The sequence below is a fragment of the Streptococcus sp. HMSC063B03 genome (assembly GCF_001836965.1).
Taxonomy (GTDB): domain Bacteria; phylum Bacillota; class Bacilli; order Lactobacillales; family Streptococcaceae; genus Streptococcus; species Streptococcus pneumoniae_F.
The window spans coordinates 190,612-215,493 of record NZ_KV831016.1 but is presented as its reverse complement, the minus strand read 5'-3'; the positions used below and the strand labels follow the sequence as shown (position 1 = coordinate 215,493).

Genomic DNA, 24,882 nt, shown 5'->3' with positions numbered 1-24,882 from the left:
GACAAACTAGTATTTACGATGTACAATTAAAGCATACGATACACATTTTATTTTATGGAGGACAAGAAAATGCTTAAAATAAAAATAAAACGATTATCTGATTTTATGGATGACATGATACAAAAGTATCAAATTGAGGAAACAGAAAATCTTAAAAAAAATTTACGTACGAAATTTCAAAGAGAACTGGAAGCTATGAACGAGTGGGATAAGGCTAAATATAAAACTTTTGAAAGAAGCAGAACTAAAGTATTCACTTATGAGATTCTTGATAGATTAGAGAAACGGTGTGAACCATATTTAGTTAAGAAGAGCGGATTTGATTTTGATAAGTTCAAAGATTATAAAAGCAACATAGACAGTGAAAATTATTTTGAAGAGCCAACAGAAGATGAGCTAAAGGATATGCATGAAAGAGCTGTTTTTAGGTCATGGGCTGGGTCTATCTCAAAAGAAGAGATTCGAGATGTTATGATAACAGCTTTATTTGAAAAATTTTTTACTCCTATTGATATCGAACAATGGCAAAATGATAGTGATATTTTAACAATCGTTGATGTTAATGATGATAGAGAATCTAGTTTTGAATATTACAGAGCGAAGGAGCGTTATTCATCTCACAATAAATCTGCGTATTATAAGGAAAGAAAATAAATGAATAAAAAACAACCGCTATAATTTTTAGCGGTTGTTTATGTTATTTAATAGAGTTGCTATGTTATCAATTATAGCATTTTGATAATAATTAAAATATTATTTAATTTGATTCAGAATCATATGGAATGCGGAGAGTATTTCTTTTTGTTTACTATCAGGTAAATTTTTTATATTCGTAATTAATTCAACAATTTCAGGATTCTCATCTTTTTTTGTAATATCAAAAAAAGATGAGATATCGCATTCAAGAGCATTCATAACTTTTTCAAGTGTATTAATTGTTATGTTTGTTTCTAAGTGTTCAAGTTTATATACATAATTTGTTCCAAGGTCAGCTCGTTCTTCAATTTGTTCTTGTGTAAGCCCTTTTTTCAACCTTAAAAGGCGAATTCGTTTTCCTACATACTTTCTTAATGATTGTTTCATGCAATACCTCTTAAACTAAATACTACAGTATTTTTTTTACATATTTTAGTTCTTAAAAGATTGCTTGTGACTTTACAAGGTTGGTTGAATGTGCTATAATAAATAAAAAAACAACTATTTATAGTTGTTAATGGGAATTTTTGGAGATTTTATGTCAAAAAAAACTATTAAAACCCTCACAACCTCAACAGCGATTGCGCTTGCATCTGTTGGTGGAACTGCATTTGCTCAAGAAGCTCAAGCGACTCCAGTTGTTTCTAACACTGCTGTCAATGAACCTGCTCTTGTTACTAAGTCACAAGTGAAACCACTTGAGAAGAGTGAAGTTCCTGCGCCATCTAGCGTGAAACCTGCTCTTGACGCTCAAAAAGCTGTTGTCAAGGACGCTGAAACTAAAGTTGATACAGCTAAAACTGATGTTGAAACTAAAAAAGCTACCGTTGCTTCAACTGAACAAGAAGTTGCTACAACTACTCAAGCTGTCAAAGACGCTGAAGCGACTGCATCTCAAGCAACACCTGAGAAAGTTGCTCAAGTCAAAGACGCTCAAGCTAAGAATGTTGAAGCTCAAACTTCTAACCAAAAAGAAACTGAAGCTACAAATGAACAAATCAAAGCTGAAAGTAAAGCTCTTGCAGAAGAACAATCAGAAGTAGCAAATGCTCAAGCAAACCTTGACCAAGCTACTAAAGATGTCCAAACTGCTGAACAAGCCGTTACAAACGCACAATCAGCCCTTGACGGTACTAGACTTGCTTCTGCTCAAAAAGATTTGACACAAGCTCAAAATGACGTCAAAGAAGCAACTAAATCAGTTGAAGACGCAAAAACTGCAACAAAAAACGCATCTAAAGCAGATGCGAACCGCGCCCAAGCTATCAAATCAGCTGAAATAGACGTACATACTAAAAATGACGCTGTCAAATTGGCTAAAGATAAATTAGCTTCAGATACAGAACATGCTACTAATGTTGAAAACAAATTGCAATCAGCTCAAGCTGAATTGAAATCTGCTCAAGACAAATTGGCAAATACTGGTGTTGATACAGTCACAATTGCAGACTTGACTCAATTCAAGAAAGATAAAGCCGAAGGCGACTCAGACTTCATGACTGACTCTGGTGCTACTGTTATTAAGAACTCTTCAACAAAAATCAGTGAAGCTGATAAAAACAAAATTGTTGAACTCGATAACTTGACTGAAGAACAACAAAAAGAAGTCAGCTTATACGCTACAAAAGTGTTGACTGCAATTCATAAACAATTTGGATTGAACGAAGTTACTGTTACAGACTCTGACCTTCGTATTGCTCGTGAACAAGCTAAGAAATATGTAGCTCGTGGAATCTCAGCAGACAAAGCTGGTCACATCAATGGTGCTTACCATGGTGAAAACATTTCACTTAGTAATGAAACAAAATCTATGACCATGTACGAACTCAAACAAAGAGTATATGACGCAATCATGGGACAAACATTTGCTGATGCACCATCTAAATGGGGACACTCACGTAACAACTTTGTTAATAACACTGTCGGAATCGCAACAGCTAACGTAGACGGACGTTTACATATCATCTCAACTCTTGACTTAGCTGGCGGAAACGTTATCAAAGATGAAACAAACGACACAACATCTCTTGAAAAAGCTGTCAAAACAGCTGAATCAAACCTTGCTCAAGCTACTACTGCATCAGAAAATGCTAAGAAAGCTTTAACAACAGCTTCAAATGATTACGCAAGCGCACTCAGCTTGAAGACTGAAGCTGAGAAAGTTCTTGCTGACGCAATGGCTACGCCACTTCAAGCCCAAGTTGCTGAAAACAACCTACGTTTAGCAAACATTGCTCTTGAAAATGCTAAGAAACGTGAAGCAACAGCAAGCGAAGCAGTTGCTAACTTCTCAGCAAGTCTAGCTGACAAGAAAATTGCTCTTGAAAAAGCTCAAGACGCTCTTAAAGAAGCTAAAGCTGTTCAAAAATCTGCGTCACAATCTCTTGCAGAAGCTTCAGCTAAACTACGTGCTCAAGAAGCTAAAGTCAACAGTTTGAAAGAACAAAGTGACAAACTTCTTGCTGAAAAAGATGACCTTGTAAAAGAAGCCAAACAATTGGCTGAACAATTACAAGCATATTTGGACGCACCTGCTAAACTCGCTACAGCAAAAGATGAACAAGCTAAAGCTGAAGCTAAATTAGCTCAAGCAAAAGCTGAACTCACTACTGCACAGTCTACTCTTGAAAACTTGTTGTCTGCATACCGTACAGAACACGCTAAGTTGGTTGACTTGCAAACAGAATATGATAAACTCGTTGACCTTGCAGAGAAAGCTCAAGAAAATGTTGTTGCAACACTTCCTGATGGTACAGTGGTTGCTGTCCCTAAAGTAGCTCCAACTGCTGAAGCACTTCCTGAAGTAAACATTACTGAATTACAAAAAGCTCTTGAAACTGGTGAAGAAGTTACTTTAGATGAACAAGGAAAAGTTGTTGTAAAAGAAAAACGTGAAACATATTCAGCGCTTGCTGTTAAACCAGTAGAAAACGAAAAAATGAGTTACTCACGAGTAGAAAAAGCCAAAATTTTACCAAATACAGGAGAAAATTCAAGTGTTGCGATGTTGGTAATCGGTGCAATTCTTGGAACATTTGGACTTGTAACAGTACGTAGAAAAAATTAGAATAATAAAAAATCTTCTTATTTATATAGGAAGATTTTTGTTAAAATATATTAGAAGAAAGAAATAATGTGAGGGTTGAAAAATGAGAACTCCTAAAAAATATAGTGATTTAATTAAGAAGAAAGAAATAACAAATAAAATTATTGCGGAGTGTATATATTCTGTTAATAAAAGAGCAAAAAACTATCGAGATAAGATGGAAGATTATAAGCAAGCTGGATTCTACAAATACAAAGAAAATAATATTGAAAATGCAAAAGAACAGAAAGAAAAATACTATAGTATGAAAGAAGATTTATTATTAAACTTCAGCCCAAAATTAATTCATAAACAGTATGTAGGTGAGAAAAGCCAACGAGTCTATAGTTATCAAAAAAATTATGCAAAATTATATAATGAAAAAATAAATGATATTATTTGGGAAAATAGTTACTATGACTACGATAGAAATAAAGAAGTTGAATTTTTTGATTATAGCTTAGGTGAGAAAAAATATCTTTATTTCTTGTATTATGAAATTGGTGAATATAGTTTTCATACCCCAATTACAGAAGAAAGGGTGGAAAAAAATACTCAATTAGAAATAAAAGAAATAGATGAGAACTTTCAAACTCATGGAGCTGATATAGTAGATTTACTCTCAACACAATTTGTTCAAAAAGTAATAGACTTATTAGATAGCGGAGATTATACAATTATAGAATAATTAAAAAATCTTCTTATTATAAAAATAGGAAGATTTTTTGGATTCACAAAACTAGTTGAAAAGACTGCGCTATTTAAACTAGTTTTGTGAATGAATATTGGACTATACCAATTGCGCCGAACACGGTATCGAACTCTGTATAAAAAATTGTGATTATTAAATTTTTAAACTTTGAAATTACAGTAAAAACTAAAAATTTATTTGGTCAACCACTGGTCAATTTCCTTAATTTCAATACTAATTAGCGTGTGATAATATCTTGATTTAATCGCTTTCAACTTATTTATTTTAACTTATTTTAACGCTAATTTGTTGGCCGCCGGTATAGTATAGAGTTAAGGAACGTTGTAAATCTTCGTTCCTTTTTTATATTATTTTTGCTATAATAGTAGTTATTCAAATTTTATTTAGATTATGAAAGTGTAGGGAAGTATGTCTCGTTCTATCGATTTATTAAAACATCGGTATTTGAAAAATATTAAAGAAAATCCTGAATTGTTTCTCGGGATTGAGCTGGAATATCCTATTGTAAACTTGGAAGGGAATGCTACAGATGTTGAAGTTATCAAATGCTTATTCCGATATTTAGTTTCTGCTATGAATTTTACTGTCGAAAAGGTAGATGATTTTGGGACTCCTATTCAGTTAGTGGAGCCAGTAAGTCAGGATGCTATTTTATTTGAAGTTTCCTATACTACGATTGAGTTTGCATTTGGTAAGTCTGAAACGATACAAGAAGTTGAAGAACGTTTTAGTATTTATATGGGAGCAATCCAGAAGAAGTTAGCTGAATCAAATCATGCTATCGGTGGCTGTGGCATTCATCCTAACTGGGATAAAAATGAGAATTTTCCAGTGGCTTTCCCGCGGTATCGCATGTTGATAGACTATTTGAGTTTGAGTAGGAATGTGACTGAGTCAGACTTACATCAATTCCCTGAATATGGTGCTTTTATCTGTGGGAGTCAGGTTCAGTTAGATGTTTCAAAGTCTAACTATTTACGGGTAATTAATGCTTTTACCCAAATTGAAGCAGTGAAGGCTTATTTATTTGCAAACTCTGAGTTTACAGGTGCAGATTGGGATACAAAAATCTCAAGAGATATTTTCTGGGAAGAATCTATGCATGGTATCTATCCAGAGAATGTTGGTGTCAATGCTAGTCTCTTTAAAGATGAGGATGATTTTTTTGATTATCTAGATCATTCTGCAATTTTTACTGCGGAACGTGATGGACAAACCTATTATTTTTATCCGATTCAGGCTAGGGACTATTTGGCTATACCTGAAATCCAAGCATATGCGCTTAATGGGGATGAGATTATTATTTATCCTCAAGAGAAGGATTTTGAAACCCATCGTAGTTATCAGTACCAAGACTTAACGACTCGCGGAACAGTTGAGTTTCGTAGTGTGTGTACTCAACCTCTAGATAGAACCTTCGCTTCAGCAGCTTTTCACTTGGGACTGTTAGTTAATTTAGATAAGTTAGAAGCTTATTTAGAAACAGCACCTTTCTTTAAAGAATTTGGGCGAAATTATAAGTTTTTAAGACGGCAATTTTCTAAGAAAAAGCTTACAGATGAGGAAGAAGCTGGGATTATTGAATTTTCCAAAGACTTACTCCTGCTAGCTGAGGAAGGACTGGAGATGAGAAATAAGCAAGAAACGATCTATTTACAGCCTTTGAAAGAAGAATTGGGCCTATAATTTCTCTTATAAAGGGAGAATTTTCTGAAAAATCATGATATAATGGAAGAGACTATAGATAAAGGATAGAGAGTAATGACATTAGTTTATCAATCAACGCGTGATGCCAACAATACAGTAACTGCTAGCCAAGCTATTTTGCAAGGTTTGGCGACGGACGGCGGTTTGTTTACACCGCTTACTTATCCAAAGATAGATTTGGACTTTGACAAATTGAAAGATGCTTCTTACCAGGAAGTTGCTAAGTTAGTTTTGTCAGCATTTTTAGATGACTTTACAGCTGAGGAGTTGGACTACTGTATCAACAATGCTTACGATAGCAAATTTGATACTCCAGCTATCGCACCATTAGTGAAATTAGACGGGCAATATAACTTGGAACTTTTCCATGGTTCAACAATTGCTTTTAAGGATATGGCCTTGTCTATCTTGCCATACTTTATGACAACAGCTGCTAAGAAGCATGGTTTGGAGAACAAGATTGTCATCTTAACAGCGACATCTGGTGATACTGGGAAAGCTGCTATGGCAGGCTTTGCGAATGTTCCTGGTACTGAGATTATCGTCTTTTATCCAAAGGATGGTGTCAGCAAGGTACAAGAGTTGCAAATGACCACTCAGACTGGTGACAATACTCATGTTATTGCTATTGATGGTAACTTTGATGATGCCCAAACTAATGTGAAGCATATGTTTAACGATGTGGCTCTTCGTGAGAAGTTGGCAGCCAATAAGTTGCAATTTTCATCGGCTAACTCTATGAATATTGGCCGTTTGGTGCCACAAATTGTCTACTATGTTTATGCCTACGCTCAGCTTGTTAAAACTGGTGAGATTGTAGCTGGTGAAAAGGTTAACTTCACGGTACCGACAGGAAACTTTGGAAATATCTTGGCTGCCTTTTATGCTAAGAAAATTGGTCTACCAGTTGGCAAATTAATCTGTGCTTCAAATGACAACAATGTTTTGACAGACTTCTTCAAGACACGTGTTTATGACAAGAAACGTGAGTTTAAGGTAACAACTAGCCCATCTATGGATATCCTAGTGTCTTCAAACTTGGAGCGCTTGATTTTCCATCTTTTGAGTAATGATGCGGTTAAGACAGCTGAACTCATGAATGCTTTGAATAGCCAAGGTCAATATGAGTTGACTAATTTTGATACAGAGATTCTTGACCTCTTTGCAGCAGAATATGCGACTGAGGAAGAAACAGCGGCAGAAATCAAGCGTGTTTATGAGTCAGATTCTTATATCGAGGATCCACATACGGCGGTTGCCTCGGCAGTTTATAAGAAATACCAAGTGGCTACTGGCGATGTGACTAAGACAGTGATTGCTTCAACAGCGAGTCCATACAAGTTCCCAGTGGTTGCAGTAGAAGCTGTAACAGGGAAAGTTGGCTTGACTGACTTTGAAGCCTTGGCTCAATTACATGACATTTCAGGAGTGGCTGTGCCACCTGCAGTTGATGGGCTTGAAACAGCTCCTGTTCGTCACAAGACAACAGTGGCAGCTGCTGATATGCAAGCAGCGGTTGAGTCTTATTTAGGACTTTAAGACAGAGGGAGTAAACTCGGTTGGGAAACCAACTGAGTTTCTTTTCATCAGGAGGAAGGATTGTTTAAGAAAAATAAAGACATTCTTAATATTGCCTTACCAGCTATGGGCGAAAACTTTTTGCAGATGCTCATGGGGATGGTGGATAGTTACTTGGTAGCCCACTTGGGCTTGATAGCTATTTCGGGTGTATCAGTAGCTGGCAATATTATCACGATTTACCAAGCGATTTTCATCGCTCTGGGAGCTACTATTTCCAGTGTTATTTCAAAAAGTTTGGGGCAGAAGGATCAATCTATGCTAGCCTATCATGTGACCGAGGCCTTGAAGATTACCTTACTATTAAGTTTCCTTTTAGGAGCTTTGTCCGTCTTAGCTGGGCAAGAGATGATAGGGCTTCTGGGGACGGAGAGAGATGTAGCTGAGAGTGGTGGGCTCTACCTATCTTTGGTAGGCGGATCGATTGTTCTCTTAGGTTTAATGACTAGTCTGGGTGCCTTGATTCGTGCAACGCATAATCCACGTTTGCCTCTCTATGTTAGTTTTTTATCCAATGCCTTGAATATTCTTTTTTCAAGTCTAGCTATTTTTATCCTGGATATGGGGATAGCTGGTGTTGCTTGGGGGACAATTCTGTCTCGTTTGGTAGGTCTTGTGATTTTATGGTTACAATTAAAACTTCCTTATGCGAAGCCAACTTTTGGACTGGATAAAGACTTACTGACTTTGGCAATACCAGCAGCTGGAGAGCGGCTTATGATGCGGGCTGGTGATGTCGTGATCATTGTCTTGGTCGTTTCTTTTGGAACGGAGGCAGTTGCTGGGAATGCAGTTGGAGAAGTCTTGACCCAGTTTAACTACATGCCTGCCTTTGGCGTAGCTACGGCAACGGTCATGCTAGTGGCCCGAGCAGTTGGAGAGGATAATTGGGAAAGAGTAGCTAGTTTGAGCAAGCAAACTTTTTGGCTTTCTCTGTTTCTCATGTTACCCATGACCTTTAGTATCTATGCTTTGGGTATACCACTCACTCATCTCTATACGACTGATCCTCTAGCGGTGGAGGCTAGTGTTTTAGTGACACTTTTTTCACTACTTGGTACTCCTATGACGATAGGAACAGTCATCTATACAGCAGTCTGGCAGGGTTTGGGCAATGCTCGGCTTCCCTTTTATGCGACAAGTATAGGGATGTGGTGTATCCGCATTGGGACAGCCTATCTGATGGGGATTGTTCTTGGTTGGGGCTTGCCTGGTATTTGGGCCGGAACCCTTTTGGATAATGGTTTTCGTTGGTTATTTCTACGCTACCGCTACCAGCGTTATATGAGCTTGAAAGGATAGGAAATGCAAAAAACAGCTTTTATTTGGGATTTAGACGGGACTTTATTGGACTCTTATGAAGCGATTTTATCAGGAATTGAGGAGACTTTTGCTCAGTTTGCTATTCCTTATGATAAAGGGAAGGTGAGGGAGTTTATTCTCAAGTATTCTGTGCAGGATTTGCTTGTGCAGGTGGCAGAAGAGCGAAAGCTAGATGTGGAAGTGCTAAATCAGGTGCGTGCCCAGAGTCTGGCTGAGAAGAATGCTCAGGTAGTTTTGATGCCAGGTGCGCGTGAGATGCTAGCTTGGGCAGACCAAGCAGGAATTCAGCAGTTTGTCTATACTCATAAAGGGGACAACGCTTTTACCATTCTCAGAGACTTGGGGTTGGAGTCTTATTTCACAGAGATTTTAACCAGTCAGAATGGCTTTGCGCGTAAGCCTAGTTCAGAAGCGGCTAACTATCTGATAGACAAGTATCAGTTGAATCATGATAATACTTATTATATAGGGGATCGAACTCTGGATGTGGAATTTGCCCAGAATAGTGGAATTCAAAGCATCAACTTTTTAGAGTCGACTTATGAAGGCAATCACAGGATTCAAGCATTAGCAGATATTTCCCGTTTTTTTAAGGCTGAGCGATAAAAAGATTGTGTCAGTTTTGTGACAGAGACCTAACAAACTATTTCAAGTAACCGAGTTTGTTACAAAGAATAGACAGTTCTGTTAAATAGGCCCGAGAGGGCTTTTTTTCAGCGTTTTTTATGTTATGATAGACAGGTACTCATTTGAAAGGAATTTGAAAGAATGAAGAAAAGAATATTATTAGCCTCAACAGTAGCTCTGTCATTTGCCCCAGTATTGGCAACTCAAGCAGAAGAAGTTCTTTGGACTGCACGTAGTGTTGAGCAAATCCAAAACGATTTGACTAAAACGGATAACAAAACAAGTTATACCGTTCAGTATGGTGATACCTTGAGCACCATTGCAGAAGCCTTGGGTGTAGATGTCACAGTTCTTGCGAATTTGAATAAAATCACGAATATGGACTTGATTTTCCCAGAAACTGTTTTGACAACGACTGTCAATGAAGCAGAAGAAATAACGGAAGTTGAAATCCAAACACCTCAAGCGGCTTCTAGTGAAGAAGTGACAACTGCGACAGCAGATTTGACAACCAATCAAGTGACGGTTGATGATCAAACTGTTCAGGTTGCAGACCTTTCTCAACCGATTGCAGAAGCGCCAAAAGAGGTAGAAAATACAAGTACAAAAGAAGTAGCAACAAATTCAGAAGTTGCAGAGACAGTTGCTACTGCAGAAGAAGTGGCACCATCTACAGAGACTTCTGTCTCAGAGGAGCAAACAGCCGAAACAAGTAGTGCAGTTGCAGAGGCAGCTCCTCAGGCAACGACTCCAGCTGATAAGCATGAAATACAAGCAAGCCCTCAAGCTGAATCAGTAGTGGAAGCAACTACAACGCCAGTAGAAGAAAAAGCAACCGAAACAACTACAACAAGTTCAGAAGAAGTAAAAGAAGCCTCATCAAATGAAGCTACAACAGCAGTTTCTACTTATCAACCAGAAGAGACGAAAACAACTTCAGCAACTTACGCAGCTCCAGCAGCTCCAGATTATGCTGGACTTGCGGTAGCGAAATCTGAAAATGCAGGTCTTCAACCACAAACAGCTGCCTTTAAAGAAGAGATTGCCAACTTGTTTGGCATCACATCCTTTAGTGGTTACCGTCCAGGAGATAGTGGAGATCACGGAAAAGGTTTGGCTATCGACTTTATGGTACCAGAAAGCTCAGAACTAGGGGATAAGATTGCGGAATACGCTATTCAAAACATGGCCAGCCGTGGAATTAGTTACATTATTTGGAAACAACGTTTCTATGCTCCATTCGATAGCAAATATGGGCCAGCTAATACTTGGAACCCAATGCCAGACCGTGGTAGCGTGACAGAAAATCACTATGATCACGTTCATGTTTCAATGAATGGATAAACCAGACTTTGTAATATCATTTTGACGAATGAGATCTAGCTTTCATGATAGGAAGCGAGTCTCGTTCGTTTTTTCTTTGTCATACTCTTCGAAAATCTCTTCAAACCACGTCAGTTTCGCCTTGCCGTAGGTGTGGTTACTGACTTCGTCAGTTCTATCTGCAACCTCAAAACATTGTTTTGAGGTTGTGGATAGCCTTCTAGTTTGCTCTTTGATTTTCATTGAGTATCAATATGAATGGAAAATGGAAAGTTAGCATCTTGTAATAATTCAAGCAACATTCTTGCAATCTATTTTAATTTATATTATACTTGATTAGTCAATTATTGATGAATCAATCGAAAAGAGAAAAGAAATGATAGAGATTCAAGATCTGCTTTATCAACTCCGCTTGTCTGAGCAAGCGAGTACGCAATTGTTTGAAAAAAGACTTGGGATTAGTTTGACACGGTATCAGATTTTACTGTTTTTATTGGAGAATTCTCCCTGTAATCAAATGGCGGTTCAGGAGCGTTTGAAGATTGATCAGGCTGCTTTGACACGACATTTCAAGATTTTGGAAAAGGAAGGTTTGGTGGAGCGTCATCGTAATCCTGAAAATCAGCGGGAAGTGTTGGTAGAGGCTACGAAGTATGCCAAGGAGCAGTTAGTGGTGAATCCACCTCTGAATCATGTCAGGGTTAAGGAAGCGATGGAAAGTATCTTAACAGAGTCTGAGAGAACAGAACTCAGCCGTTTATTAAATAAATTGGTTTTGGGGATTGAAAATATAGAAATTTAAGGAGAAATAGATGTCAATTATTACAATCATTTTAGCAACGATTGTTGCTTTGGAACATTTTTACATTTTTTATTTGGAAAGTATTGCAACGCAATCAGATGCGACTAGTCGTGTCTTTAATATGGACAAGGAAGAACTGGCTTGTCCGTCTGTAAGTTCATTGTTTAAAAATCAAGGGATTTATAATGCTCTGCTAGGAGTCTTTCTCTTGTATGGGATTTTTTTCTCACAGAATTTAGAAATTGTGACTATTTTTGTCTTGTTTGTGATTGGTGCTGCGGCTTATGGCTCTCTCACAGCAGATAAAAAAATTATTTTAAAGCAAGGCGGACCAGCTATTTTGACCTTGATCAGTATTTTACTCTTTAAATAAGTTCAAAGGTCTATCCTAGTCTCGCTAGTCCTTTTCACTCCAGAATAAGGGAAATATGTTATACTTGTTTTATTGTCGGAAAAAGAGTTTCATGGAATTGGTTGTAAGGAGTTAGAAATGAAAGTATTAGTGACAGGTTTTGAGCCCTTTGGAGGGGAAAAGGTCAATCCAGCCTTGGAGGCCATTAAAGGTTTACCAGCTGAAATCCATGGTGCTGAGGTCCGTTGGCTAGAAGTGCCGACAGTCTTTCACAAATCGTCCCATGTATTGGAAGAAGAGATGAGCCGTTATCAACCTGACTTTGTCCTTTGTATCGGCCAAGCAGGTGGAAGAACTAGTTTGACACCTGAGCGAGTAGCCATTAATCAAGACGATGCACGCATCCCGGATAACGAAGGTAATCAGCCGATTGACCTTCCCATTCGAGTGGATGGTGCTTCGGCTTACTTTAGTAGTTTGCCGATTAAAGCGATGGTTCAAGCTATAAAAAAAGAGGGCTTGCCGGCCTCTGTTTCCAATACGGCAGGGACTTTTGTCTGCAATCATTTGATGTATCAGGCCCTCTATTTGGCAGAAAAGAAATTTCCACATGTTAAGGCAGGTTTTATGCACATTCCTTATATGATGGAACAGGTGGTGAATCGACCGACCACTCCAGCTATGAGTTTAGTTGATATTAGGCGAGGGATAGAAGCGGCAATCGGAGCCATTATCGAACATGGAGATGAGGACCTCAAGTTGGTAGGTGGAGAAACTCATTGATAGAAAAAAGCTTGAGGGGCCACCTTCAAGCTTTTGGACGTTTTCGAGCCAGTACTGCTCGGTAAAAAATTATTTTATTGATTTGAATGTAGGGTAGGAGTGAGAAACTAGCAATCCCAAAGGTAATCCAATTGAGGAAATACCAAGGAAGGAGTTGTAAGTCTAGGACAAAGCGCTGAAATTTGTAACCTTTCATTAAGAAACGGCTGGTTTTAAGTATTTGCCCTGGTTTGGCTTGTCCTAAATCTAGAGTATCACAGAGGAGAAATTCTACCTGCGAATAGGCATAATATTGTGGGATATAGAGACTATTTCCGACAATCATCAAGAGGATACTTGCTAGAAAGTAGAGACCAAAGGTTATTAGGAAGCCTTCAGTTTCAATTGACGTAAGATCCAGATTGGGAAACTCAGGATGAAGGGCAACGAATTTCTTTGCAAGAAAGCTACTGTAAAAAAGGAAGTAAATCCCAAGCAAACTAGGAATACTCCATAAGAAGAGATAGAAGCGTTTGAGAAGGAGAGTCAAAAAGGTTTGTGAAAAGTGCTTTTCGTTAAAGAGAGTGAGACTATTTTTGACGGATAGTTCTGTATCGGGATTCTTGATGAGTTTCAGCGTTGTATAAATTGAACTGGTTAGAAGTATTGTTCCGATAAAGGAGACTAATAGTGGAAAAAGATAGGCTTGGAATACATGACCAAACACGCTTAAAAAGGGTTGCTCTAAAACACTCTCGTTGATGCGCTCTAAGGGATTGAGGAAGCCAGACAAAATGATCAGCATGCTAGGTAAGAGATAGACGAGAAAGAGGCGGGGATTTTCAGCCTGAAATTGTCTGGCTTGCAGACGAACGGTTTTTAAATCAATTTTTGGGTATTTCATTCTCTCATTATACCATAGTTCGTGACAGTTCCTACTTTTTTTGATAAAATCATACAGTATGCCCTTGGGCACAAAGTATGAACTGGGACTGTTTTTCCCAGCTTCGGAGGTAGAAAATGTCAGATTCACCAATCAAATATCGTTTGATTAAGAAAGAAAAACACACAGGAGCTCGTCTGGGAGAAATCATCACACCCCATGGTACCTTCCCAACACCTATGTTTATGCCAGTTGGAACACAAGCCACTGTCAAAACTCAGTCGCCTGAAGAATTGAAGGAGATGGGGTCGGGAATTATCCTATCAAACACTTATCATCTCTGGCTTCGCCCTGGAGATGAACTCATCGCACGCGCAGGTGGTCTCCACAAGTTCATGAATTGGGACCAGCCTATCTTGACAGATAGTGGTGGTTTCCAGGTTTATTCTCTAGCAGATAGCCGAAATATCACAGAAGAAGGGGTAACCTTTAAAAACCATCTCAATGGTTCTAAGATGTTCCTATCCCCAGAAAAAGCCATTTCTATTCAGAATAATTTGGGATCAGACATCATGATGTCCTTTGATGAATGTCCCCAGTTTTATCAACCTTATGACTACGTTAAGAAATCAATCGAGCGTACAAGCCGTTGGGCTGAGCGTGGTTTGAAGGCTCACCGTCGTCCACATGACCAAGGGTTATTTGGAATTGTGCAGGGGGCTGGATTTGAAGACCTGCGTCGCCAATCGGCTCATGACCTTGTCAGCATGGATTTCCCAGGCTACTCTATCGGTGGCTTAGCAGTGGGAGAAACCCACGAAGAGATGAATGCGGTCTTGGACTTTACAACCCAATTGTTGCCTGAAAACAAACCTCGCTATTTGATGGGTGTGGGAGCGCCAGATAGCTTGATTGATGGGGTGATTCGTGGGGTGGATATGTTTGACTGTGTCTTGCCGACTCGTATCGCTCGTAATGGGACTTGTATGACTAGTCAGGGGCGTTTAGTTGTCAAAAATGCCCAGTTTGCTGAGGACTTTACGCCGTTGGATCCTGAGTGTGATTGCTACACATGTAAGAACTATACACGCGCTTATCTTCGTCACCTGCTCAAGGCTGATGAAACCTTCGGTATCCGCTTGACTAGCTACCACAATCTTTACTTCTTGCTTAACCTGATGAAGCAAGTGCGACAAGCCATCATGGATGACAATCTCTTGGAATTCCGTGAGTATTTTGTTGAAAAATATGGCTATAATAAGTCAGGCCGTAATTTTTAAACTGGAATTGATATAAGCTAAAAATCCTAAGTTTTCTCTTGGGATTTTTCTTCTTTTTTTGATAGAATAAAGTGTATAATGAAAGGGAGAATAAACTCGTATGCGCATTAAATGGTTTTCCTTGATTAGGATTACAGGTTTACTACTGGTACTCTTGTATCATTTCTTTCAGACGATCTTTCCTGGAGGATTTTTCGGGGTAGATGTCTTTTTCACGTTTTCAGGCTTCCTGATTACGGCTCTACTCATCGAAGAATTTTCTAAAAATCATGAGATTGACTTGATAGGATTTTTTAGGAGACGCTTTTATCGGATTGTGCCACCTGTGGTTTTGATGGTCTTGGTAACCATGCCCTTTACTTTTCTAGTTCGCCAAGATTATGTGGCTGGAATTGGGGGTCAGATTGCGGGTGTTTTAGGCTTCATGACCAACTTCTATGAGCTCCTAACAGGTGGGAGTTATGAATCTCAGTTCATTCCACATTTGTTTGTTCATAATTGGAGCTTGGCTGTTGAGGTTCACTACTATATCCTCTGGGGATTGGCAGTTTGGTTCTTATCTAAACAGTCCAGATCAAATGGTCAGTTGAGAGGAATGGTCTTTCTCTTATCTGCTGCTGCCTTCTTGATCAGCTTCTTCTCCATGTTTATCGGTAGTTTTCTAGTAACCTCTTATTCTTCTGTTTACTTCTCTAGTTTAACTCATGTCTATCCATTCTTTTTGGGAAGTATCTTAGCAACGATTGTAGGCGTTCGTCAGACGACTTCCCTAGTTAAGCAGTTGGATAAAATATGGGATTTACGAAAGACCCTTTTAGTTTTTGGAGGAGGTTTTGGCTTCCTACTCATTTTGACTTTCTTTGTCAAATTTACCTATCTCTTTGCCTATCTTATGGGTTTCTTGCTTGCCAGCCTTGCAACCATTGCTATGATTCTGGCGGCGCGTGTCTTACATGAAAAGACTCCTAACGTGCAGGAGCCAAAGATGATCAGCTTTTTAGCGGATACTAGCTATGCGGTTTATCTTTTCCATTGGCCTTTCTACATTATTTTCTCACAGTTGACATCAAATCTTCTTGCTGTGTTATTAACTTTGATTTTTTCTTATGGATTTGCCAGCCTATCATTTTATGTACTGGAACCTTGGATTGCAGGAAAGGACACATCTATTCTACAAACTCTTCGTCCCCTGCCTCATATTCATATAATCCTTGCAGCAAGTACTGGAATTTTGGTCTTCATTGTCTTCTTAGTAACTCTGTTGGCACCACAAGTGGGAGCTTTTGAGACAGACTTAACTGTAAATGGCTTGAAGCAAGCTGCAACAAATATTAGCCAGACAAAGGTGATGACAGAACGAGCAGAAGCTGATAGTTTAGGAATTGCTGATGGCACTATGTTAATTGGTGATTCGGTAGCGCTAAGAGCTAATACAGCTTTGCAGACAGCCCTTCCTGGAGCACAGATTAATGCACAAGTTAGCAGAACAACTAAGACTGCCAATGAAATCATGCTCAACAATAGCCAGAATAAATTTCTACCAAAGATGGTGGTTATTGCAACTGGGGTAAATAATCCTGAAAATTACAAGGAAGATTGGGATAGTATCGTGAAAAATCTTCCTAAGGGGCACCATATGGTTTTGGTGACTCCTTATGAAGGAGATAAGACAAAAGAGACCTATGCAATCGTTGAGAAGGCGGCTGCCTATATGAGAGAATTGGCAGAGAAGACTCCTTACGTCACGATAGCAGATTGGAATCAAGTTGCGAAAGAGCATCCAGAAATTTGGACTGGAACAGACCAAGTCCATTTTGGAAGTGACAACAGTAAAATTGAAGCAGGAGCAAAATTGTATGCAGATACGATTGCTACAGCCTTGCAAACAGCTCAAGACAAGCCAGTCAAATCAAAATAACTTGTATTTAAAAGAGAAGAGTTGGAGAAATCCAGCTCTTTTAAAATATCTCTAGAAAATAGGTCTATACCATTTACAAATAAAAAAGAAAGGTTTATAATGTAATTGACATAATAAATTGTGGAATCAATCTTTTAAGGAGGTTAACATTATGCCTAACTATATTAAAGCGGATCAATTTTTCTACCCACACGGAGTTCGTCGTGGTGGTTACTTGGAACTTGTGGATGGCAAGTTTGGAAAACATGTCGAGCAGATTTCTGAGGGAGCGGAGATTATTGACTATACAGGTTATAGCATTGCTCCAGGACTTGTAGATACCCACATTCATGGATTTGGCGGTGTGGATGTTATGGATAATAATATCGAAGGAACCCTTCATACCATGAGTGAAGGACTCCTCAGCATGGGGGTAACGAGCTTCTTGCCAACCACTTTGACATCATCTTATGAGCAATTGCTTGCGGTAACAGAAAATATTGGTGCTCGTTACCAGGAAGCAAGTGGAGCCAAGATTCGTGGAATCTATTTCGAAGGGCCTTATTTCACAGAGAAATACAAGGGGGCTCAAAACCCTGCTTACATGAAAGATCCTCGTATGGATGAGTTCCGTACTTGGCAAAAAGCAGCAAATGGCTTGCTAAATAAAATTGCCCTTGCGCCAGAGCGTGAAGGTGTAGAAGACTTTGTACGGACTATCACTGGAGAAGGTGTGACGGTTGCTCTTGGGCACTCAAACGCGACTTTTGATGAAGCTAAAAAAGCAGTCGATGCTGGAGCGAGTGTTTGGGTACACGCCTACAATGGCATGCGTGGCTTGACTCACCGCGAACTGGGTATGGTTGGAGCCATGTACCAATTGCCACATACCTATGCAGAGTTGATCTGTGACGGCCATCACGTAGATCCAAAAGCCTGCGAAATTCTTATCAAACAAAAAGGAACTGAAAATATTGCCCTTATCACAGACTGTATGACAGCGGGTGGATTGGAAGACGGTGACTACATGTTGGGAGAATTCCCAGTAGTAGTTGCCAATGGAACTGCTCGCCTCAAATCGACAGGTAACTTGGCAGGTTCTATTCTCAAACTCAAAGATGGTTTGAAGAATGTGGTTGACTGGAACATTGCCTCTCCACACGAAGCAGTTATGATGGCCAGCTTCAACCCAGCAAAATCTGTTCACATTGATGATGTTTGTGGACAAATCCGTGAAGGCTATGACGCGGACTTTATCGTACTAGATAAAGATTTAGAATTGGTAGCAACCTACCTAGATGGCGTGAAACGTTATCAAGCATAAGATAGAAAGCAGAAGTTAAAGACTGATTTCTTTTCAGGTTTTATAAAGAATCAATTGCACCCCAAAAGTTAGATTTTTTCCGACTAACTTTTGGGGTATTTTCTTTATGTGTAAAATAGAGCTAAATTCACTAGATAAACTATTCATCTAACTTTTTTGGGGGAGTACTGTTATGAGGATTTTTTAATTTCCTTAAATGAGTAGTAAGAATACAAATAAGGAAATTCTTTGTTGTCTTGAAGTGGCTTCCTTTTGTCTTTAGAAAACACCTCTAAGTATGGTAAAATAGTAGGAGAATAATGTGAGGAAAATGAATGTCAAATAGTTTTGAAATTTTGATGAATCAACTGGGGATGCCTACTGAAATGAGACAGGCTCCTGCTTTAGCACAGGCTGATATTGATCGAGTTGTGCTTCATAAAATTAGTAAGGTATGGGAGTTTCATTTCGTATTTTCTAATATTTTACCGATTGAAATCTTTTTAGAATTGAAGAAAGGCTTGAGCGAAGAATTTTCTAAGACAGGTAATAAAGCAATTTTTGAAATCAAGGCTCTGTCTCAAGAATTTTCAAATCAACTCTTGCAGTCCTACTATAGGGAGGCTTTCTCTGAGGGGCCATGTGCTAGTCAAGGTTTTAAGTCTCTTTATCAAAATTTGCGAGTTCGTGCGGAGGGCAATCAGCTATTTATTGAAGGAACTGAGGCGATTGATAAGGAACATTTTAAGAAGAATCATCTTCCTAATTTAGCGAAACAACTTGAGAAGTTTGGTTTTCCAACTTTTAATTGTCAAGTAGAGAAGAATGATATCCTGACCCAAGAGCAGGAAGAGGCCTTTCATGCTGAAAATGAGCAGATTGTTCAAGCTGCCAATGAGGAAGCGCTCCGTGCTATGGAGCAACTGGAACAGATGGCACCTCCTCCAGCGGAAGAGAAACCAGCCTTTGATTTTCAAGCCAAAAAAGCTGCAGCTAAACCCAAGCTGGATAAGGCGGAGATTACTCCTATGATCGAAGTGACGACTGAGGAAAATCGTCTGGTCTTTGAAGGGGTTGTTTTTGATGTGGAGCAAAAAGTGACCAGAACAGGGCGTGTTTTAATCAACTTTAAAATGACGGACTACACTTCAAGTTTTTCTATGCAAAAGTGGGTTAAAAATGAGGAAGAGGCTCAGAAATTTGACCTCATCAAGAAGAATTCTTGGCTCCGAGTGCGTGGAAATGTGGAGATGAATAACTTCACACGTGATTTGACTATGAACGTGCAGGATGTGCAGGAAGTTGTTCACTATGAGCGCAAGGATTTGATGCCAGAAGGTGAGCGTCGGGTTGAGTTTCACGCTCATACTAACATGTCGACCATGGATGCTCTGCCAGAGGTCGAAGAAATCGTTGCAACAGCTGCTAAGTGGGGACACAAGGCGGTTGCCATCACGGACCATGGAAACGTTCAGTCCTTCCCACACGGCTATAAGGCGGCTAAGAAAGCGGGAATCCAGCTGATTTATGGAATGGAAGCCAATATCGTGGAGGACCGTGTCCCTATCGTCTATAACGAGGTGGAGATGGACTTGTCGGAAGCGACCTACGTGGTCTTTGACGTGGAAACGACGGGGCTATCAGCTATCTATAATGACTTGATTCAGGTTGCGGCTTCTAAGATGTACAAGGGGAATGTCATTGCTGAATTTGATGAATTTATCAATCCCGGGCATCCCTTGTCGGCCTTTACCACGGAGTTGACTGGAATTACAGATGACCATGTCAAAAATGCCAAACCACTGGAACAAGTTTTGCAGGAATTCCAAGAATTCTGCAAGGATACGGTCCTAGTTGCCCACAATGCCACCTTTGACGTTGGCTTTATGAATGCCAACTATGAGCGTCATGGTCTGCCTAAGATTAGCCAGCCAGTTATTGATACGCTGGAGTTTGCTAGAAACCTCTACCCTGAGTATAAACGTCATGGTTTGGGGCCTTTGACTAAGCGTTTTGGTGTGGCTTTGGAACATCACCACATGGCCAACTACGATGCGGAAGCGACTGGTCGCCTGCTCTTTATCTTTATCAAAGAGGTAGCAGAAAAACATGGGGTGACCGATCTAGCTAGACTTAATATTGATTTGATTAGTCCAGATTCTTATAAAAAAGCTCGGATCAAGCATGCGACCATTTATGTCAAGAATCAAGTAGGGCTAAAAAATATCTTTAAGCTGGTTTCCTTGTCTAATACCAAGTATTTTGAAGGGGTGCCACGGATTCCGAGAACGGTTTTAGATGCTCATCGGGAGGGTTTGATTTTAGGATCAGCTTGCTCTGAGGGGGAAGTTTTTGATGCGGTCGTTTCCCAAGGTGTGGATGCGGCGGTTGAGGTGGCTAAGTATTATGACTTTATTGAGGTTATGCCACCGGCTATCTATGCTCCCTTAATTGCTAAGGAGCAGGTCAAGGATATGGAGGAGCTCCAGACCATTATCAAGAGTTTGATAGAGGTTGGTGACCGTCTTGGCAAACCTGTTCTGGCTACGGGGAATGTCCACTATATCGAACCAGAAGAAGAGATTTACCGTGAAATTATTGTCCGTAGTTTGGGACAGGGAGCTATGATTAACCGGACTATCGGTCATGGGGAACATGCCCAACCAGCACCACTTCCAAAGGCTCATTTTAGAACGACTAATGAAATGTTGGATGAATTTGCCTTCTTGGGAGAGGAACTGGCACGTAAATTGGTTATTGAAAACACCAATGCCTTGGCAGAAATCTTTGAACCCGTTGAGGTTGTTAAGGGGGACTTGTATACGCCTTTCATCGAAAAGGCTGAAGAAACAGTTGCCGAGTTGACCTATAAGAAGGCATTTGAGATTTATGGAAATCCGCTGCCAGATATCGTTGATTTGCGGATTGAAAAAGAATTAACTTCTATTCTGGGGAATGGATTTGCTGTGATTTATCTGGCATCGCAGATGCTGGTGCAACGTTCCAATGAACGGGGCTATTTGGTGGGTTCTCGTGGGTCTGTAGGATCTAGTTTTGTTGCGACTATGATTGGGATTACGGAGGTCAATCCTCTCTCTCCTCACTATGTCTGTGGTCAGTGTCAGTACAGTGAGTTTATCACAGATGGTTCTTATGGTTCAGGTTTTGATATGCCCAATAAGGACTGTCCAAACTGTGGTCACAAACTCAGCAAAAACGGACAGGATATTCCTTTCGAGACCTTCCTTGGTTTTGATGGGGACAAGGTTCCCGATATTGACTTGAACTTCTCGGGAGAAGATCAACCTAGCGCCCATTTGGATGTGCGTGATATCTTTGGTGAGGAATATGCCTTCCGTGCAGGAACGGTTGGTACGGTGGCTGCCAAGACCGCTTATGGATTTGTCAAGGGTTACGAGCGGGATTATGGCAAGTTTTATCGTGATGCAGAGGTGGAACGCCTTGCTCAAGGTGCAGCTGGTGTCAAGCGGACAACAGGACAACATCCGGGAGGAATTGTTGTTATTCCTAACTATATGGATGTTTACGACTTTACGCCTGTCCAGTATCCAGCAGATGACGTGACGGCTGAATGGCAGACCACTCACTTTAACTTCCATGATATCGACGAGAATGTCCTCAAACTTGATGTACTGGGACATGATGATCCGACCATGATTCGGAAACTTCAGGACTTGTCTGGTATTGACCCTAATGAAATTCCTATGGATGACGAAGGTGTAATGGCCCTCTTTTCTGGGACTGATGTGCTAGGTGTGACTCCTGAACAAATCGGAACTCCGACAGGCATGCTGGGGATTCCAGAGTTTGGAACCAACTTTGTCCGAGGCATGGTAGATGAAACGCATCCGACGACTTTTGCAGAATTGCTTCAGTTGTCAGGGTTGTCTCACGGTACCGACGTTTGGCTGGGCAATGCCCAAGATTTGATTAAGCAAGGGATTGCTGACCTATCAACCGTTATTGGTTGTCGGGACGACATCATGGTTTACCTCATGCATGCTGGTCTTGAACCTAAGATGGCCTTTACCATCATGGAACGGGTACGTAAGGGCTTGTGGCTCAAGATTTCTGAAGAAGAGAGAAATGGCTATATCGAAGCTATGAAGGCCAATAAGGTTCCAGAGTGGTATATCGAGTCCTGTGGGAAAATCAAGTATATGTTCCCTAAAGCCCATGCGGCAGCCTACGTTATAATGGCCTTGCGTGTGGCCTACTTCAAGGTTCACCATCCCATTTATTATTACTGTGCTTACTTCTCCATCCGTGCTAAGGCTTTTGATATCAAGACCATGGGTGCGGGCTTAGACGCTATCAAGCGCAGAATGGAAGAAATCGCTGAAAAACGGAAGAATAATGAAGCCTCTAATGTGGAAATTGACCTCTATACAACTCTTGAGATTGTCAATGAAATGTGGGAACGTGGTTTCAAGTTTGGCAAACTCGATCTCTATCGTAGTCAGGCAACAGAGTTCCTCATCGATGGGGATACCCTCATTCCGCCATTTGTAGCAATGGATGGTCTGGGAGAGAACGTTGCCAAGCAGCTAGTGCGAGCGCGTGAAGAGGGAGAATTCCTCTCCAAAACAGAACTACGCAAACGCGGTGGACTCTCATCAACCTTGGTTGAAAAGATGGATGAAATGGGGATTCTGGGCAATATGCCAGAGGATAACCAGTTGAGTTTGTTTGATGAGTTGTTTTAAGAATTAGAACGGAGAACATCTTTATGAAACTTAGAATCTTTGCGGAAGATAAACCTGCTGAAAAGGTTTTTGAATATCAATTAGAACTTGCTGATCAGACAATTCTTCTATCAACAGCACTCTTGTCAGGTACTATTGCACTAGCAGGGCTACTTTCTGCTTTGAAAGAAAAATAAAAATAGAAAAGAGAAAATTACATGGTTTTACCAAATTTTAAAGAAAATCTAGAAAAATATGCGAAATTGTTGGTTGCAAATGGAATCAACGTGCAACCTGGTCACACTTTGGCTCTCTCAATTGATGTGGAGCAACGTGAGTTGGCGCATCTAATCGTGAAGGAAGCTTATGCTTTGGGTGCGCATGAGGTTATCGTTCAGTGGACAGATGATGTCATTAACCGTGAGAAATTCCTCCATGCGCCGATGGAGCGTTTGGACAATGTGCCGGAATACAAGATTGCTGAGATGAACTATCTTTTGGAGAACAAGGCTAGCCGTCTTGGAGTTCGTTCATCTGATCCAGGTGCCTTGAACGGTGTGGATGCTGACAAGCTTTCAGCTTCTGCTAAAGCTATGGGACTTGCCATGAAGCCAATGCGAATCGCAACGCAATCCAACAAGGTTAGCTGGACGGTAGCAGCTGCTGCTGGGCTTGAGTGGGCTAAGAAAGTCTTTCCAAATGCTGCGAGCGATGAAGAAGCAGTCGATCTCCTTTGGGACCAAATCTTCAAAACTTGCCGTGTCTATGAAGAAGATCCTGTTAAGGCTTGGGAAGATCATGCAGCTATCCTTAAGAGCAAGGCTGATATGCTTAATAAGGAGCAATTTTCAGCCCTTCACTATACAGCGCCAGGGACAGATTTGACCCTTGGTTTGCCGAAGAACCACGTTTGGGAATCAGCTGGTGCTATCAATGCACAGGGAGAAGGATTCTTGCCAAATATGCCGACAGAGGAAGTTTTCACAGCACCTGATTTCCGTCGCGCAGATGGTTATGTCACTTCTACAAAACCGCTTAGCTATAATGGAAATATCATCGAAGGAATTAAGGTGACCTTTAAGGATGGACAAATTGTGGATATCACTGCAGAAAAAGGTGATCAAGTCATGAAAGACCTTGTCTTTGAAAATGCGGGTGCGCGTGCCTTGGGTGAATGTGCCTTGGTACCAGATCCAAGCCCAATTTCTCAGTCAGGCATTACCTTCTTTAACACCCTTTTCGATGAGAATGCTTCAAACCACTTGGCTATCGGTGCAGCCTATGCGACTAGCGTCGTTGGTGGTGCGGAGATGAGTGAAGAAGAGCTTGAAGCTGTGGGACTTAACCGTTCAGATGTTCACGTGGACTTTATGATTGGTTCTAACCAAATGGATATTGATGGTATCCGTGAGGATGGGACACGTGTACCACTCTTCCGTAACGGAGATTGGGCAAATTAAGGAGATAATATGTTAGGAAGTATGTTCGTTGGTCTCCTAGTGGGATTTTTAGCAGGTACTCTGACCAATCGTGGAGAGCGAATGGGATGTTTTGGAAAAATGTTTCTAGGCTGGGTTGGTGCCTTTATAGGCCACTTGCTTTTTGGGACTTGGGGACCGATAATAGCAGGAACTGCCATTATTCCTGCAGTACTAGGTTCCATGATTGTCTTAGCGATTTTCTGGAGACGAGGAAGTTAATTTCTTAAATCTGATACTCAATGAAAATCAAAGAGCAAACTAGGAAACCAGCCGCAGGTTGCTCAAAGCACTGTTTTGAGGTTTAGATAGAACTGACGAAGTCAGCTCAAAGCACTGTTTTGAGGTTGCAGATAGAACTGACGAAG

20 protein-coding genes are annotated in these 24,882 nt (G+C 40.3%); 18 read left to right on the top strand and 2 right to left on the bottom strand.

The features are described 5' to 3' along the window. Positions 1 to 69 precede the first annotated feature (69 nt). Complete coding sequence (locus HMPREF2628_RS03165; protein ID WP_070842312.1) at positions 70 to 654, top strand: hypothetical protein; 585 nt, start codon at positions 70 to 72, stop codon at positions 652 to 654. A gap of 99 nt (positions 655 to 753) precedes the next feature. On the opposite strand, the gene HMPREF2628_RS03160 is transcribed toward HMPREF2628_RS03165, so the two are convergent. After that, the gene (locus HMPREF2628_RS03160; RefSeq protein WP_070842311.1) at positions 754 to 1,083 is read right to left on the bottom strand and encodes a helix-turn-helix domain-containing protein; all 330 of its coding nucleotides are present in this window, start codon (positions 1,081 to 1,083) and stop codon (positions 754 to 756) included. A gap of 151 nt (positions 1,084 to 1,234) precedes the next feature. Here HMPREF2628_RS03160 and HMPREF2628_RS03155 point away from each other — a divergent pair, with 151 nt between their 5' ends. From HMPREF2628_RS03155 to pcp, 10 genes are all read left to right on the top strand, one after another. After that, complete coding sequence (locus tag HMPREF2628_RS03155; RefSeq protein WP_070842310.1) at positions 1,235 to 3,763, top strand: SEC10/PgrA surface exclusion domain-containing protein; 2,529 nt, start codon at positions 1,235 to 1,237, stop codon at positions 3,761 to 3,763. Positions 3,764 to 3,845: 82 nt separating this feature from the next. Beyond that, positions 3,846 to 4,469, top strand: a complete 624-nt coding sequence (locus tag HMPREF2628_RS03150; RefSeq protein WP_070842309.1) for a hypothetical protein — start codon at positions 3,846 to 3,848, stop codon at positions 4,467 to 4,469. A gap of 432 nt (positions 4,470 to 4,901) precedes the next feature. Continuing rightward, on the top strand, positions 4,902 to 6,179 hold the full coding sequence (locus HMPREF2628_RS03145) for a glutamate-cysteine ligase family protein (protein ID WP_070842308.1): 1,278 nt from the start codon (positions 4,902 to 4,904) through the stop codon (positions 6,177 to 6,179). 75 nt (positions 6,180 to 6,254) lie between these two features. After that, positions 6,255 to 7,739 carry a threonine synthase gene (gene thrC / locus HMPREF2628_RS03140; protein WP_070842307.1) on the top strand — a complete coding sequence of 495 codons (1,485 nt, stop codon included), beginning with the start codon at positions 6,255 to 6,257 and terminating at the stop codon, positions 7,737 to 7,739. A 60-nt stretch (positions 7,740 to 7,799) separates the two neighbouring features. After that, complete coding sequence (locus HMPREF2628_RS03135) at positions 7,800 to 9,080, top strand: MATE family efflux transporter (RefSeq protein ID WP_070842306.1); 1,281 nt, start codon at positions 7,800 to 7,802, stop codon at positions 9,078 to 9,080. A 3-nt stretch (positions 9,081 to 9,083) separates the two neighbouring features. Then, a complete protein-coding gene (locus HMPREF2628_RS03130; RefSeq protein ID WP_070842305.1) occupies positions 9,084 to 9,707 on the top strand; it encodes an HAD family hydrolase in 624 nt (207 codons plus the stop codon). A gap of 162 nt (positions 9,708 to 9,869) precedes the next feature. Next, complete coding sequence (locus HMPREF2628_RS03125; protein ID WP_049510068.1) at positions 9,870 to 11,072, top strand: LysM peptidoglycan-binding domain-containing protein; 1,203 nt, start codon at positions 9,870 to 9,872, stop codon at positions 11,070 to 11,072. Positions 11,073 to 11,427: 355 nt separating this feature from the next. Continuing rightward, positions 11,428 to 11,853, top strand: a complete 426-nt coding sequence (locus HMPREF2628_RS03115) for a MarR family winged helix-turn-helix transcriptional regulator (protein ID WP_042749953.1) — start codon at positions 11,428 to 11,430, stop codon at positions 11,851 to 11,853. A 10-nt stretch (positions 11,854 to 11,863) separates the two neighbouring features. Further along, a complete protein-coding gene (locus HMPREF2628_RS03110; protein WP_070842303.1) occupies positions 11,864 to 12,226 on the top strand; it encodes a DUF1304 domain-containing protein in 363 nt (120 codons plus the stop codon). A 117-nt stretch (positions 12,227 to 12,343) separates the two neighbouring features. Beyond that, the gene (pcp, locus tag HMPREF2628_RS03105) at positions 12,344 to 12,988 is read left to right on the top strand and encodes a pyroglutamyl-peptidase I (RefSeq protein WP_070842302.1); all 645 of its coding nucleotides are present in this window, start codon (positions 12,344 to 12,346) and stop codon (positions 12,986 to 12,988) included. Positions 12,989 to 13,013: 25 nt separating this feature from the next. Here the strand turns inward: pcp and HMPREF2628_RS03100 are convergent, their stop codons facing one another. Then, positions 13,014 to 13,871, bottom strand: a complete 858-nt coding sequence (locus HMPREF2628_RS03100) for a DUF975 family protein (RefSeq protein ID WP_070842301.1) — start codon at positions 13,869 to 13,871, stop codon at positions 13,014 to 13,016. Between the two features lie 116 nt (positions 13,872 to 13,987). Between HMPREF2628_RS03100 and tgt the strand changes: the two genes are divergently transcribed. From tgt to HMPREF2628_RS03065, 7 genes are all read left to right on the top strand, one after another. After that, a complete protein-coding gene (tgt, locus tag HMPREF2628_RS03095) occupies positions 13,988 to 15,130 on the top strand; it encodes a tRNA guanosine(34) transglycosylase Tgt (RefSeq protein ID WP_001285237.1) in 1,143 nt (380 codons plus the stop codon). Positions 15,131 to 15,230: 100 nt separating this feature from the next. Beyond that, positions 15,231 to 17,048: an acyltransferase family protein gene (locus tag HMPREF2628_RS03090; RefSeq protein ID WP_070842300.1), complete on the top strand. Its 1,818-nt coding sequence runs from the start codon at positions 15,231 to 15,233 to the stop codon at positions 17,046 to 17,048. A 151-nt stretch (positions 17,049 to 17,199) separates the two neighbouring features. Next, positions 17,200 to 18,351, top strand: a complete 1,152-nt coding sequence (nagA, locus tag HMPREF2628_RS03085) for an N-acetylglucosamine-6-phosphate deacetylase (RefSeq protein WP_070842299.1) — start codon at positions 17,200 to 17,202, stop codon at positions 18,349 to 18,351. A gap of 314 nt (positions 18,352 to 18,665) precedes the next feature. After that, positions 18,666 to 23,057, top strand: a complete 4,392-nt coding sequence (locus tag HMPREF2628_RS03080; RefSeq protein WP_070842298.1) for a PolC-type DNA polymerase III — start codon at positions 18,666 to 18,668, stop codon at positions 23,055 to 23,057. A gap of 23 nt (positions 23,058 to 23,080) precedes the next feature. Beyond that, positions 23,081 to 23,233 carry a hypothetical protein gene (locus HMPREF2628_RS03075; RefSeq protein WP_033679623.1) on the top strand — a complete coding sequence of 51 codons (153 nt, stop codon included), beginning with the start codon at positions 23,081 to 23,083 and terminating at the stop codon, positions 23,231 to 23,233. 21 nt (positions 23,234 to 23,254) lie between these two features. Continuing rightward, positions 23,255 to 24,496 (top strand): aminopeptidase, encoded by a 1,242-nt coding sequence (locus HMPREF2628_RS03070; protein WP_070842297.1) that lies wholly within the window; start codon positions 23,255 to 23,257, stop codon positions 24,494 to 24,496. Positions 24,497 to 24,505: 9 nt separating this feature from the next. Further along, positions 24,506 to 24,736: a GlsB/YeaQ/YmgE family stress response membrane protein gene (locus tag HMPREF2628_RS03065; protein ID WP_049551640.1), complete on the top strand. Its 231-nt coding sequence runs from the start codon at positions 24,506 to 24,508 to the stop codon at positions 24,734 to 24,736. The last annotated feature ends 146 nt before the right edge of the window (positions 24,737 to 24,882 follow it).